At 67.7% G+C, this 13,397-nt stretch carries 14 protein-coding genes and 2 pseudogenes; 12 read left to right on the plus strand and 4 right to left on the minus strand.

Annotated elements, in window-relative coordinates:
* Positions 1–96: 96 nt before the first annotated feature.
* Positions 97–300 (plus strand): cold-shock protein, encoded by a 204-nt coding sequence (locus tag ACIQWG_RS29795; protein ID WP_014670069.1) that lies wholly within the window; start codon positions 97–99, stop codon positions 298–300.
* 310 nt (positions 301–610) lie between these two features.
* Here the strand turns inward: ACIQWG_RS29795 and ACIQWG_RS29800 are convergent, their stop codons facing one another.
* Entirely contained in the window at positions 611–1,234 is a 624-nt protein-coding gene (locus tag ACIQWG_RS29800) for a DJ-1/PfpI family protein (RefSeq protein WP_404101270.1), read from the minus strand.
* Between the two features lie 88 nt (positions 1,235–1,322).
* Between ACIQWG_RS29800 and ACIQWG_RS29805 the strand changes: the two genes are divergently transcribed.
* Together ACIQWG_RS29805 and ACIQWG_RS29810 are read left to right on the plus strand one after the other, a co-directional pair.
* A complete protein-coding gene (locus ACIQWG_RS29805) occupies positions 1,323–2,660 on the plus strand; it encodes a PLP-dependent aminotransferase family protein (RefSeq protein WP_404101272.1) in 1,338 nt (445 codons plus the stop codon).
* A gap of 320 nt (positions 2,661–2,980) precedes the next feature.
* A complete protein-coding gene (locus ACIQWG_RS29810; protein ID WP_404101274.1) occupies positions 2,981–4,564 on the plus strand; it encodes an MFS transporter in 1,584 nt (527 codons plus the stop codon).
* 286 nt (positions 4,565–4,850) lie between these two features.
* Here the strand turns inward: ACIQWG_RS29810 and ACIQWG_RS29815 are convergent, their stop codons facing one another.
* Entirely contained in the window at positions 4,851–5,345 is a 495-nt protein-coding gene (locus ACIQWG_RS29815; protein ID WP_404101276.1) for a MarR family winged helix-turn-helix transcriptional regulator, read from the minus strand.
* Positions 5,346–5,486: 141 nt separating this feature from the next.
* Between ACIQWG_RS29815 and ACIQWG_RS29820 the strand changes: the two genes are divergently transcribed.
* The 3 genes from ACIQWG_RS29820 to ACIQWG_RS29830 all read left to right on the plus strand — a co-directional run bounded on the left by ACIQWG_RS29820 (position 5,487) and on the right by ACIQWG_RS29830 (position 7,013).
* The gene (locus ACIQWG_RS29820; RefSeq protein ID WP_404101278.1) at positions 5,487–6,050 is read left to right on the plus strand and encodes an NADPH-dependent FMN reductase; all 564 of its coding nucleotides are present in this window, start codon (positions 5,487–5,489) and stop codon (positions 6,048–6,050) included.
* 449 nt (positions 6,051–6,499) lie between these two features.
* Positions 6,500–6,628, plus strand: a complete 129-nt coding sequence (locus ACIQWG_RS29825) for a hypothetical protein (protein ID WP_404101279.1) — start codon at positions 6,500–6,502, stop codon at positions 6,626–6,628.
* 34 nt (positions 6,629–6,662) lie between these two features.
* On the plus strand, positions 6,663–7,013 hold the full coding sequence (locus ACIQWG_RS29830) for a hypothetical protein (protein ID WP_404101281.1): 351 nt from the start codon (positions 6,663–6,665) through the stop codon (positions 7,011–7,013).
* Between the two features lie 193 nt (positions 7,014–7,206).
* Here ACIQWG_RS29830 and ACIQWG_RS29835 read toward each other — a convergent pair.
* Positions 7,207–8,176: pseudogene (locus ACIQWG_RS29835) on the minus strand (IS1380 family transposase); the annotation flags it as partial.
* 164 nt (positions 8,177–8,340) lie between these two features.
* Between ACIQWG_RS29835 and ACIQWG_RS29840 the strand changes: the two are divergent.
* Entirely contained in the window at positions 8,341–8,475 is a 135-nt protein-coding gene (locus ACIQWG_RS29840) for a helix-turn-helix transcriptional regulator (RefSeq protein WP_404101282.1), read from the plus strand.
* A 23-nt stretch (positions 8,476–8,498) separates the two neighbouring features.
* Here the strand turns inward: ACIQWG_RS29840 and ACIQWG_RS29845 are convergent, their stop codons facing one another.
* The gene (locus tag ACIQWG_RS29845; RefSeq protein WP_404101284.1) at positions 8,499–8,954 is read right to left on the minus strand and encodes a nuclear transport factor 2 family protein; all 456 of its coding nucleotides are present in this window, start codon (positions 8,952–8,954) and stop codon (positions 8,499–8,501) included.
* Between the two features lie 374 nt (positions 8,955–9,328).
* Between ACIQWG_RS29845 and mca the strand changes: the two genes are divergently transcribed.
* The 5 genes and pseudogenes from mca (at position 9,329) to ACIQWG_RS29870 (ending at position 13,301) form a co-directional block, all read left to right on the plus strand.
* The gene (gene mca / locus ACIQWG_RS29850; RefSeq protein ID WP_404101286.1) at positions 9,329–10,306 is read left to right on the plus strand and encodes a mycothiol conjugate amidase Mca; all 978 of its coding nucleotides are present in this window, start codon (positions 9,329–9,331) and stop codon (positions 10,304–10,306) included.
* 373 nt (positions 10,307–10,679) lie between these two features.
* Positions 10,680–11,093, plus strand: coding sequence for a DoxX family protein (locus ACIQWG_RS29855; protein ID WP_404101288.1), 414 nt, complete (start codon positions 10,680–10,682; stop codon positions 11,091–11,093).
* Between the two features lie 55 nt (positions 11,094–11,148).
* Positions 11,149–11,404: pseudogene (locus tag ACIQWG_RS29860) on the plus strand (GNAT family N-acetyltransferase).
* A 43-nt stretch (positions 11,405–11,447) separates the two neighbouring features.
* Positions 11,448–11,885 carry a (4Fe-4S)-binding protein gene (locus ACIQWG_RS29865; RefSeq protein WP_404101289.1) on the plus strand — a complete coding sequence of 146 codons (438 nt, stop codon included), beginning with the start codon at positions 11,448–11,450 and terminating at the stop codon, positions 11,883–11,885.
* A 315-nt stretch (positions 11,886–12,200) separates the two neighbouring features.
* On the plus strand, positions 12,201–13,301 hold the full coding sequence (locus ACIQWG_RS29870; protein WP_404101290.1) for a Gfo/Idh/MocA family protein: 1,101 nt from the start codon (positions 12,201–12,203) through the stop codon (positions 13,299–13,301).
* The last annotated feature ends 96 nt before the right edge of the window (positions 13,302–13,397 follow it).

Raw genomic sequence — 13,397 nt, forward strand, 5'->3', positions numbered from 1 at the left:
TCACGGGCGTTCTTGCTGTTCAGCGCCTCTCCGGACCAGGGCGATCACCTCCCGGTCGCGCAGGGTGCGTGCCCGGTTTCTCCAAAGGAGACAGTCATGGCCAAGGGCACAGTGAAGTGGTTCAACAGCGAGAAGGGCTTCGGCTTCATCGAGCAGGAGGGCGGCGGCCCCGACGTCTTCGCCCACTACTCCAACATCGCCAGCCAGGGCTACCGCGAGTTGCAGGAGGGCCAGAAGGTCGAGTTCGACGTCACGCAGGGCCAGAAGGGCCCGCAGGCTGAGAACATCCGCCCCGCCTGATCGCGCCCCGGTAAGGGGGGCCCGGCATCCCGGCTTCGGGACGCCGGGCCCTTACCGTCGCGCGACGGTTCATCTGACTACGGGGGGCGGCCGCGCGCTGGCCTGGGACGGGCAAAAGGGAGACCCGCTGTTTGACACTCAGGTGTCCCGACGCGTCAGAGTACGGCCCCCTTGGTCGCTGACGACGCCGTCCACATCGCCGTATTCGACCCAGGGCGGCTTGTAGTCCTCGATCCGCTGGTGTTCGGGCTGCGCAGCCAGGCTGCCGGGCCACTGCTTCCTGGCCGGTCACTGCGTGCGACTGGTCGTTTCAGACGAGCGACGGTGTGGGAGCGGGCAGGTAGGGGGTGATGTTGCGCCACGCGCGCTCGATGTATTCCTCCTTCTCGCCGACCGGGGCGACATAGTGCAGTGCGCTTTCGGCGGCGTCGTTGCCCTGGAGGCGGGCGATGATCCAGGCGGCGAGGTAGTGCGAGGCGAGGCAGCCGCCGGCGGTGGCGATGTTGTCCTTGGCGTAGAAGGGCTGGTTGAGTACCTCGACGCCGGCGGCGATCACCCAGGGCTTGGTGGTCAGGTCGGTGCAGGCGGGGATGTCATCGAGCAGGCCGAGCTTGGCCAGCACAAGCGCGCCGGAGCACTGCGCGGCGATGAGTTGGCGCGAGGGGTCCAGGCCGCGCAGGATGTTCATGATCGCCTGGTCCTCGACGACCTCGCGGGTGGCGATGCCACTGCCGACGATGACCGCGTCAGCGGCGCACGCCTCCTCGATGGTGGACATTTGTTCAATGACCACCCCGTTCCTTGACGTCACCTTCGGGCTGGGGGTGGCGATCGTGACGCGCCAGTCGTCGGTCTTGGCGCGGTTGAGCACGTTGAGCGCGATCAGGGAGTCGAGCTCGTTGTAGCCCTCGAAGGTGAGGATGGCGATGTGCATGGCGGCTGTCCTTCCGGATGAGTGGGCCTTGACGGTAGGGACCCGCGAACAGGACAGTCAAAGAATTGTCATGGATACAATTCGGCGTATGGCAGCCTCGCGGTACAAAATCCTGGTCGACTCGCTCGCGTCTGACATCCGGACAGGCCGGCTTGCCGCAGGCGTGCGGCTGCCGACACACCGCGGGCTCGCCGCCCGCGAGGGCATCGCCGTGGTGACCGCGACTCGGGTGTACGCCGAACTGGAAGCCATGGGCTTGGTGAGCCGGGAACAGGGCCGCGGCACGTTCGTGCGTGACATGGCGGCCCCCTCCGGTCACGGCATCGATCTGCATGTCGTCGCCACGGATGCGGTCGATCTCAACTTCAACTATCCGTCCCTGCCCGGCCAGGCCGATCTCCTACGGCAGACTCTGCGAGAGGTGGCCACCTCAGGTGAACTCGACTCGCTGCTGCGCTACCAACCACATCGAGGGCGTCCCCAGGACAGAGCCTCGATCGCTCGGCACCTGACACATCGAGGAATCACTCCTGACGCGGATCGGATCCTCATCGTCAACGGTGCGCAGCACGGCTTGGCCATCACCGTCATGGCCGCGCTCAACGCCGGCGACGTCGTCGCGGTCGACGCGCTCACCTACCCGGGTTTCAAGATGCTCGCGCAAGCCTTTCATCTCGACTTGGAACCCATTCCCACAACGGCCAACGGGCCGGATCTCGATGCCTTCGAGAGGCTGTGCGCGACCCGCCCTGTGCGCGCCGTCTACACCATGCCGACCCTGCACAACCCTCTTGGGTGGGTCATGTCGGCAACTGACCGCACCCGTCTGATCGAGATCGCCCGGCGGCACGGTCCGCTCATCATCGAAGACGCCGCATACGCCTACCTGGTAGAGGACCCTCCACCGCCCCTGGCCGCGAGTGCACCGGACATCACCGTCTACATCTCGGGACTGTCCAAGAGCGTCGCCACCGGCCTCCGGGTCGGCTTCGTCGTCGCCCCGCCGTCCAGGGTGCCGTCGCTCGAACGTGCGATCCGGGTGACCACGTGGAACACCCCGGCCCTCACCACCGCGATCGCCTGCCGCTGGATCGAGGACGGCACGGTCGACCGCTTGGAAGCGCAAAAACGAGACGACGCCAGGGCCCGCCAGGCGCTCGCCGGACGAGAACTGGCGGGCCTGCCGCTCATCAGCCACCCGTCGTCCTACTTCACATGGCTGACGCTGCCCGACGACGCACGCGCCGATCGCCTGACCGCCTCCCTCGCGCGTCAGCGCATCTCGGTGAGCACGGCGGAGCCCTTCACCACCTCGAAGCACACGCCGCAGGCGCTCCGCCTCGCTCTCGGTTCGACCGATCTGGACAGTCTCCAGTCGACGCTGCGCACAGTGCGACGAGTCGCCATCGAGGACGCCTACACCTGAGCTCCACCCGCCCCGCCGATCCCCGCCCGTACCGACCGGCTAGTCGTTGGCTGCTGCCGTGGGCACCTCCGTCGGTGCTGTCATCCCCTGACGACGTCACCCGCTGCGCCAGCTCACGGTTGAACCTTCATGAATCGCCGTCTAGGGTCTGACGTGAAATTTCAAGTGAGGGCCTGGCCTCGCGTCGTCCGGCGTGCCTCGACGGCTCTGTGCGCGTCACACGCGTCGGGACCGTCGGCCGTCGATGTGGGCGAGCCGTGTCTCCCTCACGCTCTCAGCCACCCTCAGTCAGCTCTGTCTTTCCCGAAGTGGGTACCTTCATGTCCCCAACAGCTTTCAAGGCTCCCGGTGACGCACACGCCAACCGCTGGAAGGCCCTCGTCTTCATCGCGCTCGCCCAGCTGATGGTCGTCCTCGACACCACCATCGTGAACATCGCCCTGCCTTCTGCCCAGCAGGACCTGGGCATCTCCGACGGCGACCGGCAGTGGGTCGTCACGGCCTACGCTCTGGCCTTCGGCGGTCTGCTCCTGTTCGGCGGCCGGGTATCCGACCTGTGGGGCCGCAAGCGAGCGTTCGTCATAGGACTGGTCGGCTTCGCCGCCGCCTCCGCGCTCGGCGGCGCGGCAACCACCGGTGCGGCGATGTTCGGCGCCCGCGCCCTCCAAGGCGCCTTCGGTGCCCTGCTCGCCCCCGCCGCGCTCTCCCTCCTTGCCGTGATGTTCATGGACGGCAAGGAGCGCGCCAAGGCGTTCGGCATCTTCGGCGCTATCGCCGGTGGCGGCAGCGCCGTCGGCTTCATTCTCGGCGGCGTGCTCACCGAGTACATGGACTGGCGCTGGACGTTCTTCGTCAACATCCCGTTCGCGATCGTCGCGGCGACGGGTGCCTACTTCGTCGTCCGTGAGCCCGAGAGCGGCCGCAACCGCTCCCCGCTCGACATCCCCGGCGTCGTCCTGTCCACCCTCGGTCTGGTCTCGCTGGTCTACGGCTTCACCCGGGCCGAGTCCGACGGCTGGAGCGACACCACGACCATCTCTTTGTTCGTCGCGTCGGCGGTCCTGCTCCTCGCCTTCGTGATCACCGAAGCCAAGGTCGAGGCCCCGCTGCTGCCCCTGCGCGTGGTCATGGACCGCAACCGCGGCGGCGTCTACCTCTCCCTCGGCATCGCGGTCATCGCGACGTTCGGCAGTTTCCTGTTCCTGACCTATTTCTTGCAGGTCGTGAAGGGTTACTCGCCGGTCGAGAGCGGATTCTCCTTCCTGCCGATGGTCGCGGGCATGATGGTCGGCTCGACCCAGATCGGCACGCGTCTGGGGGCACGCGTCCCGGCCCGGTTCCTGATGGGTCCAGGCTTTCTGGTGTCTGCGGTCGGCATGTTGCTGCTGGCCCGGCTGGAGGTCGGCTCGTCATACGCCTCGACCGTCCTGCCGGCGCTGGTGCTGCTCGGTCTCGGCATGGGTACGGCGTTGCCGCCCGCCATGTCCCTGCCCACCCTGGGCATCGAACCCGGGGACGCCGGTGTCGCCTCCGCGATGATCAACACCTCGCAGCAGGTGGGCGGCGCGATCGGCACCGCCCTGCTGAACACGATCGCCGCCTCCGCGACGACCTCGTACGTCAAGGATCACATCGCCGACGTTGCGACGAAGCCGCAGCTGGTCCAGCTGCAGGGTGTGGTGCATGGCTACGCCAACGCCCTCTGGTTCGGCGTCGGCGTGCTGTTGATCGCCACGCTCATTGCCCTGACCCTGGTCAACCGCAACCCGGGCAGCGAGGGCGTCGAGGTCGAGGTGGCGGTCCCGGTGGTTGCCCATGGAGACACCGGTCACCCCCTGAGGAAGGGCGCGAGGATGGTACACCCCGCACCCAAGGCTCCTGGCCCACCCCGGCTTCCTGAGTGACCGGCTCGGCCGAGCCAGGGCAGGCCCACCTGAAGACCTTCGGCGCCAATCCCCATGATCATGCCGACGATCTACCGCTGTGCGGGGTTCAGCCGCTCGAACAGCGCCTGCCGCACGGCGATCGCATGGTCCGGCGCGGTGCGCCGCAGTACCTTCGACGCCCTGGTGGGTGAGCACCTTGCACTGGCCGCGCTTGTCGGAGCCGCAGTCCTCGACTGGCCGGACGTCCCTCACGGCGTGGCGTCCCGCGGCGGCAGCTGTTAGACGCGGCGGTGTCTTTGCGGGGTTACTTCGGCTGCTCCCAGTGGTCGATGCGCTCGCTGATCTTCTCGGCGGCGGTGCGCAGGTTGTCCAGCTCGGCGGGGTCGAGCACGTCGAAGACGAGGTCGCGTACCCGGGCCACGTGTCCTGGGGCGGCTTCGGTGAGATGGGCGTGGCCGGCGTCGGTCAGGATCGCGTGGGTGTAGCGGCCGTTGGTGGGGTCGGGTTCGCGGCGGACGAAGCCTCGGCGTTCCAGCCTGCTGATCATGTGGGAGAGGCGGGACTGCTCGGAGTTGGCGAGGACGGCCAGGTCGCTCATCCGCATGCGGTGTTCCGGCTGGTCGGAGAGTCCGGCAAGGACGTAGTACTCGATGTAACTGAGGTCTGCGTCCTGCTGAAGCTGCGCTCCCAGGGCGGCAGGCAGTCTGTGCAGCATCATTGCGAACTGCTGCCAAGTCTCCCGTTCTGCCGGGGTCAGCCAGCGGGGCTGATCGTTCGACGGCCGAGGCTGTTCAGGCATGCCCGGAGTCTATCTGGCATGAACGTTCAGGAGACGCGATTCAGATTTGAACATTCATGAGTGCTCGGTCTAGGCTGTGACATGAAAGTTCAAGTGAAGTGGTCGGCCTTGTACTGGTCGGCCCGTCAAGGAGAAGACCACATGAGTGACCTGAAGATCGCCGTCATCCTCGGCAGCACCCGGCCCGGCCGCAACGGCAAGGCCGTCGCGGACTGGGTGGTGGACCGCTCCGGCGCCCGCGCCGGCGTCGAGTACGAGCTGGTCGACCTCGCCGACTACCCACTGCCCCACCTGGACGAGGCCATCCCGCCGGCCATGGGCCAGTACCAGGGCGGTCACACTCAGGCGTGGGCGGCCAAGATCGCCGAGTTCGACGGGTACATCTTCGTGACCCCCGAGTACAACCACTCGACCTCCGGCGTACTCAAGAACGCGATCGACTACCTGTACGGCGAGTGGAACAACAAGGCCGCCGCCTTCGTCTCCTACGGTTCACTCGGCGGCGCCCGGGCCATCGAGCACCTTCGGGGCGTGGCCAGCGAACTGCAGCTGGCCCACGTGCGTCAGCAGCTGTCCTTCTCGCTGTTCACCGACTTCGAGAACTTCTCCCTCTTCAAGCCGGCCGCGCAGCACGACGCCGCCGCGACCACCCTGTTCGACCAGCTGGAATCCTGGGCCCGCGCCCTCAAGACGGTCCGGGTCTGACACCGTCGCCCGCCGGAAGGCGAGCGAGAGGCTTCCATCGCCGTAGCCGAGTGCAAACGCGAACGCGCCAGCGGCCTGTTCGGTCGGCTTTGCGGCTGAACCCGTAACGGGGCCCTGGTGACCCAGGGCCCCGTTACGCGTGTGATCCAACACAGGCTGAGTGCCACGGGGTCACCCAATGGCCCGGTCTGCACCTCGCCATCGGCTTCCTCTACGCCGCCCCTCGAGGAGCAGGACCTCACGTCCGTCGCCTGTGGCATCCCGCCCATCGGTTTCCCGCAGCGGACCGCGCGTACAGGGTCCGACAAGGGCTACGACTACGACGTGACGCGTCCTCCGTTACGCGAACGCGGCATCGGGCCCGGTTGCGCCCGCAGGGGCCATCGTGCCGTCCACCCGGCTCGGCCACCAGGAAACAGATCTGTTTCCGTGGGTGTTGCAGTCACATCATGGCTGGTGAAAGCACCAGGGACCGCCTGGTGGAGCACGCCACCCGCCTGTTCCACCGTGAGGGGTTCCACGCCGTGGGCGTGGACCGCATTGCCGCCGATCTACAAGCAGTTCCGGTCCAAGGGTGAACTCCTGACAGAGGTCCTTGACCGGTGTCACGACATGGCCGTGCGGGACTTCCCCGACGAGACCGACGACGCCACACCACGTGAGCGGCTGCTGGGAATCTTCGAGGCGCAACGCGTCCGCGGAGAGGCTCCCAGGTTCTCCGGCTGCTTCTTCGTGAACCTCGGCACCGAGTTCCGTGACCCGTCGCACCCCGCGGTGCGGCAGGCACGCTCCCACAAGGACCAACTGCACGGCTATGTGCGCCGCCAGGCCGAATGCGCCGGCGCTTGCGAGCCGGAGGTACTCGCGGAGCAGCTCGTCGTACCGCACCTGGGGCGGCCGACTACACCCTGCTCACCGGCCGCTGCCCGGATTCCGTGGGCGCGGCGGTCGAGGCTCTGCTGACCCCGCACGGTATCGACTGGTCGACCCGCCGTCCGGCGGCGGGCGGCGGCACACGAGGCGCAGGTCGCCGGCTGGCGCCGCGTCACCACGCCGTCCACGAAGCGGGCGGCAGGGTCGTCCTCCAGTTGTGGCACGTCGGCCGCATCACGCACCCCGCCGTCCGCGGCGGTGAGCCGGGGGTCTCCGCCAGTGCCCTGCCGTTCAACGCAAGCTGGGCGGCGGCGGAGAACAGGCGGAGTCGTAGCAGGCGGGGCTCCCAGAGCCGAGGTCTGCAGGTCAGACAGGGCCAGCAGCGGCAGCCAGGCCAGCAGGTCCAGGGCGAGCTGGACGATCTGTAGCCAGATCTGGTTCTGCGCGATGTCGTGCTGGGGCAGAGTACGCAGGCCGGTGGCCCGCGCGGCCCGGATGCGGTCCTCGGCCCGAGCGCGCTGGCGGTGTCGCAGCTCCAGTACGGCGATCGGCCCGTCGGCCGTGTTGGTCGCGAACGCGGTGAGCCGCAGCCCGTAGGCGTCGGTGATGCGCAACTGGGCTCCCGGATGGGGACGTTCCTTGCGGACGATCAGCCGCATCCCCTTGGGCCAGCTTTTGCGGCAGTCGCCGGTGAGTTCGGCGACCCAGGCTCCGTCCCGGATCTCACCGTCCGGTTCGATCGCCGGCGTCCAGGCGGGGGCGGGGACCTTGAGCACAGCCTCGTGAATCTGTTCGATGATGATCATCCCGACCGAGTACGACAGCCACCGTCCGCGCTGGGCGAGCCAGGCCACGAACTCGTGCGTGCCGCCGGCGGAGTCGGTCCGGATCAGCGTGCCTGGCCCGCGCCGGTGTCGCTACGGAAGCTGGGCCAGAGCGATGCGGGTGGCGGTGATGTGGTCGGCTGCGGTGTTGGAGCCGGCGTTGCCGAGCCGCAGCAGGCCCGCGACCGGTTCGCCAGTGCCGCCCCTGCCATGGTGGACAAAGCCCATCGGCGGATGGTGGCCGCGGGTTCTTCCAGGTCGGGACGGCATCCTGTTTGTCGGAGTGGGCCAGCACCAGCACACCGTCGAGGTCAAACGTCACCTGCCCGCCGGCATCCGGCGCCGCGGATCCGGTCAACTTCCAGACATGTTCAGGTAGTTCTGCCCGTCCCTGATCGATGTCAGGGCCTTCGGGCCGGCTGCGGCCAGATCTGATCGCCCATCAGACACCCTGCCCGCGTGAAGGCCCGAGGCTAGCTCGTCGACGCTGTCCGTGCCACCACGCGTGGCCATACGGTCCCTGGCCTCCCCGGTGGCAACCACGCGCGTGACCGCCCCGCCATGCAACGGCCGGTCCTGAGCGCGAGGCCGAGGTGCTCGCGCTCGTCGCCCGTGGGCTGTCCAGCATCGCCATCAGCCACGAGCTGAACGTGAGTGAGGCCACCGTGAAAATCCACCTGCTGCACGTGTTCACCAAACTCGACGTCAACGACCGAACGCCGCCGTGACCGTCGCACAGGCCCGTGGCTGGCTACCGCTCCCCTGGCGGCCCCCAGTTTGGGATCGGCCCGACGTTGAACGTCCGGGTCACCGTCCGCCGCGCAATGCGCCAGGCGCCGTCGTGGCGGCGGTACTCGTCGAGGTAGGTGGCTCCGCCGGTGACCCAGTTGGTGTCCTGGAGCTGGATGTGGACGATGACGTCGCTGCGGCAGGTAGCGGCCTCCACGTCGACGTCGAGATTGACCGTTCCGTGCGACATGGCCGGGAACATCTGCCACTGTCGTTCGACGGTTTCGCAGATCGCCTCGATACCGGTGAACACCATTTCGGGGCTGAGCTCCCACACAGCGTCCGGCGTCCACACGCCACGCCAAAGCTCGAGATCGCGCAGGTCGCCCGCGACGCAGTACTGGTGCGCCGCGCGGCGCAGGGCAAGCTCGGTCTCGACCCGTTCCAGCCGGGCGATCACCTCAGGAATGTCACTCATGAAGATTCATGATACGGCATCACGCTTGAACCTTCATGAGTTGCCACCCAGGATGTGACATGAAAGCTCAAGTGAAGGTTTGGCCTCGCGTCAGTCGGTGAGCGTCGACCGCTTCGTGCACCGTCATCTGCTGCTGTTTCTGGACGGGCAGCGGGCTCCGGCCCGCTCCGGGCGCCAGTGGCGGTCGCCGTGACATGAGCTCAGATGCCCGATAAGAGGCTTGAGTTGACTGCCATGGCGACGGTGGGGCGATACGCGCACAACATCACCACCATAGAAGGCACGGCAGGCCGCTCAGTGGGCCTCCGTTCGGCGCGGAGGGCCCCGGGAAGGTCTCCGGTGCTCGCAGCGAGGCGATGCGGAAGGAGCATCCGTTGACAGAGCAGTTGCGGCTGATGGCGGTCCACGCGCACCCGGACGACGAGTCCAGCAAGGTTGCTGCCAGCATGGCGAAGTACGTCGCCCAGGGTGTGGATGTCCTGGTGGCCACGTACACCGGGGGAGAGTGCGGCTCCGTTCTCAACCCGAAGCTCCAGGGGGACCCGGAGGTCGAGGCCAACCTCCACGAGGTGCGGCGCAAGGAGATGGACGCCGCCCGCGAGATCCTGGGTGTCAAGCAGGCGTGGCTGGGGTTCATCGACTCCGGCCTGCCGGAGGGGGCCCCGCTGCCCCCGCTGCCCGAGGGTTGCTTCGCGCTGGTGCCGGTGGAGAAGGCGGCCGAGCCGCTGGTCCGGCTGATCCGGGAGTTCCGTCCGCACGTGATCACCACGTACGACGAGAGCGGCGGTTACCCGCATCCCGACCACATCATGACCCACACGATCACGATTGCCGCCTTCGAAGCGGCCGGGGACTCCGACGGCTACCCGGAGTCCGGTGAGCCTTGGCAGCCGCTGAAGGTGTACTACAACCACGGTATGTCGATGGCCCGGATCCGCGCCCTTCACGCCTACCTGGTGGAGCACGGCCACGTGTCCCCCTTCGGCGAGTGGATCGCCGACTGGGACAAGGAGGGCCGCGAGGAGCGCGAGTTCACCACCCGGGTACAGCGCGCCGACTGGTTCGCTGTGCGCGACCGAGCGCTGATCGCCCACGCCACCCAGATCGACCCGGACGGCCCGTGGTTCCTGGTGCCGCTCGACGTCCAGCGCGAGATCTGGCCGACCGACGAATACGAGCTGGCCCGCTCGCTGGTGGACACCTCACTGCCCGAGGACGACCTGTTCGCCGGCATCGCCGCCGACATCACCGTCTGCCCCTGCCCTTGCCGAAGACCCCATCCGCTCAGGTGGGGCTGGGGCTCGACTCCGCGTAGCTCCGCTGCCAACCTCACGCCAGGCTGCCTGCGTTGACGGTGATCAGCGCGGCAGCGTGATCACTCGCGCTGCCGAGTACTACTCGGTGAGCCACTCCAGGATCTTGGCGTGTTCGTCGTCGGGGTCGCGCGGTTGGTCGCCACCGGTACCTGCTGGGGAGGCGTGAGGGCAGCCGCGTGTAGGGCAGGCCAGAAGCCGCACCCGCACACGGACCACGATCCGCCGCATCGACCGGAACGGTCGGCCACGGTCAGCAGATGGTGCACAGTCGGCCCCTCGGCTTGGATGATCAGACTCTCATTTGAACATTCATGCGTCACGCCCTAGGGTGTGACATGAAAGTTCAAGTGTGCGTTCGGCCTTGCATCGGACGGTGAGCGTCGACCGCTTTGCGTGTTAGGGAGAAGACATGTCTGGTTCTGTAGGGAATGCCTCTAGGGTGGGCGGAAAGGCTGGGAACATCGCTCTGTGGGTCCTTCAGGTCATTCTGGCCGGCGTGTTCGTAATGGCGGGGGCCTCGAAGTTGGCCGGCGCGCAGGACATGGTCAAAATCTTCCAGGACGTCGGTGCCGGGCAATGGCTTCGGTACGTCACCGGCTCCCTGGAACTGGTCGGGGCCGTACTGTTGGTCGTTCCCCGACTGAGTGCCCTGGGTGGTCTGGTACTCACCGGAGTCATGACGGGTGCATTCCTGACCTGCCTGTTTGTGATCGACGAAAGTCCGGTACCGGCAGCGGTGCTGCTCGTCCTGGCGGCAGTCGTCATGTGGAACCGCCGAGAGCGCACGCTCGGCATCGTCGGCCAACGCGGGACGTCCGCTTGATCGATCCGGGCCCGGCGCGTCCGGCGCGCCCGGAGCGAACCGCTATGAGGCCCGCGTGGGTGGAGAGTCCAGGGTCGCGGGCGTCGCGGAGTACATCAGTACGGCGGAATTCGTTGCTTTCGTGCATACCGAGGTAGCGCCCGAGTGTGCGGGCAAGGGAGTTGGTCGGCCCTGGTCCGTCCGCCCTCGACGAGGCACGCGCCTCGGGGCTCCTCGCGTCGGCCACGTGCTCGTTCTTCGCGGGCTGGATCGCCTGTCACCCCGAGTACCAGGACCTGCCGTATCAGTCTCGCAGCAAGGTCCGTGACTGAACGTACGACTCAACAGCCGGACACGGCGGTGAAGGAGGCCGGAATGAGCGTCAGATCCGAGAAGAAGGCGTACGAGGGTCAATCGATCACGGTCACCTTCGAGGCCAGGCGTTGCCTGCACGCCGCCGAGTGCGTCCGTGGCCTGCATGAGGTCTTCGACACGGCGATGCGCCCGTGGATCCAGCCGGACGGTGCCGCGGCCGGCCGTCTGGCCGAAGTGGTGCGGCGCTGCCCCTCGAGCGCGCTGCAGTACGAACTCGCGGACGGCGGGGCGGAGAACCCGGACCGGCCCGCGCGGATCGTCCGCGGCCCCCTCGGGCAGCTGACCGTGCGCGGTGAGCTGAGAGTGGACACCGCGGAAGGCCCGCGCGCCGAGACAAGGGCGATCCTGTGCGCCTGCGGGCAGAGCGGCCATCAGCCGTACTGCGATCACTCGGGGCCCTGCGGTGAGGCTGCGCCAGCCGGACCAGGGTCTGCCTGAAGGACCGCTACCCGCTGCATGTCGTCCGGTCCCTCTGTTACGCCGACGGGAGCTCCCCGGCGCACGGCAGGCCAGTCTCCGGCGCGTACGCCTGGTAGGCGGTGACCGAGGAGTCCGCGCACAGGCTCGAATTCGGTACTTCGGGTTCTGCCACCGGCACCGGGGTGGGCGCACCGGCTCGCTTTGAACGCCCGCGAGTCGCTCACGCTTGAACCTTCATGTGTCGCAGCATAAGATGTGACATGAAGTTTCAAGTGACTACCCAGTCTTGTTCCACTCACATCAGTCTCTCGCGTGCTGCCGAGGAGTCCCACCATGTCATCCCCCCAACAGGCCCCCATCGGCCTGGGCATCGTCGGTCTTTCCGCCAGGCGCGGTTGGGCTTCCCAGACCCACCTGCCCGCGCTGCAACAGCTGGACGGCTTTGAGCTGCGCGCACTTTCTGCGAGCAGCGCCGAGTCCGCGCGGCAGGCCGCGGAGAAGTACGGAGTCGCGCGGTCCTTCGGGACGGCCGGCGAACTGGCGGCGGCCGACGAGGTCGACCTGGTAGTGGTCACCGTGAAGGTGCCGGACCATCGGGAGATCATCCAATCCGCCCTGGCTGCAGGGAAGATGGTGTTCTCCGAGTGGCCATTGGGCAACGGACTGGCCGAGGCCGAGGAGCTGGCGACCACCGCTGCCGTGCGTGGGCTGCACACCTTCACCGGACTCCAGGCCCGGTCCGCCCCGGCGGTGCGCTACCTGCGCGATCTGGTCGCCGACGGCTACGTCGGCGAGGTGCTCTCGACGAGCCTGGTGGCCTCGGGCGGAGGCTGGGGAGCGGTCTTCCCTGAAAACGGCGCCTACCTGCTGGATCGCGCCAACGGCGCAACCATGCTGACCATCCCATTCGGGCACACCATGAGCGGCCTGACCATGGTGCTCGGCGATGTCGAGAAGATCACCGCTGTCACCGCCACCCGCCACCGAGAAGTCAAGGATCCGCAGTCCGGCCGGGTATACCGGCCCGACGCCGCTGACCAGGTGGTGTTCGGCGGTGTGCTCTCCTCCGGCGCCGTGGCCTCTGTCCACTACCGCGGCGGCATCTCGCGCGGCACCAACTTCCACTGGGAGATCAACGGAACGGACGGGGACCTGGTCGTCACCGGCGACACCGGACACCTTCAGTTGGGTGAGTTCAGCATCGACGGGGCGCACGGATCCGACGCGAAGCTCAGCCGACTCGTGATACCCGAGCGGTACTTCAACCCCGCACTCCAGAAGCTGCGTGGCACCCCCGCATACAACGTCGGCGCCGCCTACGCGCAGATCCAGCGTGACCTGACGCAGGACGGCTCCGAGGTGCCCGACTTTGCCCACGGAGCCCGACACCACCGACTGCTCGACCGGATCGAGCGTGCGGCGGAGCACGCCTGACTCCTCAGCAAGGCGGCTTCGCCACGCGGCGGGAATCCGGGGCGCTTCCAGCGTGGCCCATGCGTGGACAGACACCACCCCCGTGGGCAAGCCAGA

The sequence above is a fragment of the Streptomyces sp. NPDC098781 genome (assembly GCF_044759995.1).
Classification (GTDB): domain Bacteria; phylum Actinomycetota; class Actinomycetes; order Streptomycetales; family Streptomycetaceae; genus Streptomyces.

What these genes read in the sequence shown, in the direction of transcription:
- ACIQWG_RS29795 (WP_014670069.1), top strand. Translation starts at nt 97, where the DNA reads ATGGCCAAGGGCACAGTGAAGTGGTTCAACAGCGAGAAGGGCTTCGGC.
- ACIQWG_RS29800 (WP_404101270.1), bottom strand. Translation starts at nt 1,234, where the DNA reads ATGCACATCGCCATCCTCACCTTCGAGGGCTACAACGAGCTCGACTCC.
- ACIQWG_RS29805 (WP_404101272.1), top strand. Translation starts at nt 1,323, where the DNA reads ATGGCAGCCTCGCGGTACAAAATCCTGGTCGACTCGCTCGCGTCTGAC.
- ACIQWG_RS29810 (WP_404101274.1), top strand. Translation starts at nt 2,981, where the DNA reads ATGTCCCCAACAGCTTTCAAGGCTCCCGGTGACGCACACGCCAACCGC.
- ACIQWG_RS29815 (WP_404101276.1), bottom strand. Translation starts at nt 5,345, where the DNA reads ATGCCTGAACAGCCTCGGCCGTCGAACGATCAGCCCCGCTGGCTGACC.
- ACIQWG_RS29820 (WP_404101278.1), top strand. Translation starts at nt 5,487, where the DNA reads ATGAGTGACCTGAAGATCGCCGTCATCCTCGGCAGCACCCGGCCCGGC.
- ACIQWG_RS29825 (WP_404101279.1), top strand. Translation starts at nt 6,500, where the DNA reads ATGGCTGGTGAAAGCACCAGGGACCGCCTGGTGGAGCACGCCACCCGC.
- ACIQWG_RS29830 (WP_404101281.1), top strand. Translation starts at nt 6,663, where the DNA reads ATGGCCGTGCGGGACTTCCCCGACGAGACCGACGACGCCACACCACGT.
- ACIQWG_RS29845 (WP_404101284.1), bottom strand. Translation starts at nt 8,954, where the DNA reads ATGAGTGACATTCCTGAGGTGATCGCCCGGCTGGAACGGGTCGAGACC.
- ACIQWG_RS29855 (WP_404101288.1), top strand. Translation starts at nt 10,680, where the DNA reads ATGTCTGGTTCTGTAGGGAATGCCTCTAGGGTGGGCGGAAAGGCTGGG.
- ACIQWG_RS29865 (WP_404101289.1), top strand. Translation starts at nt 11,448, where the DNA reads ATGAGCGTCAGATCCGAGAAGAAGGCGTACGAGGGTCAATCGATCACG.
- ACIQWG_RS29870 (WP_404101290.1), top strand. Translation starts at nt 12,201, where the DNA reads ATGTCATCCCCCCAACAGGCCCCCATCGGCCTGGGCATCGTCGGTCTT.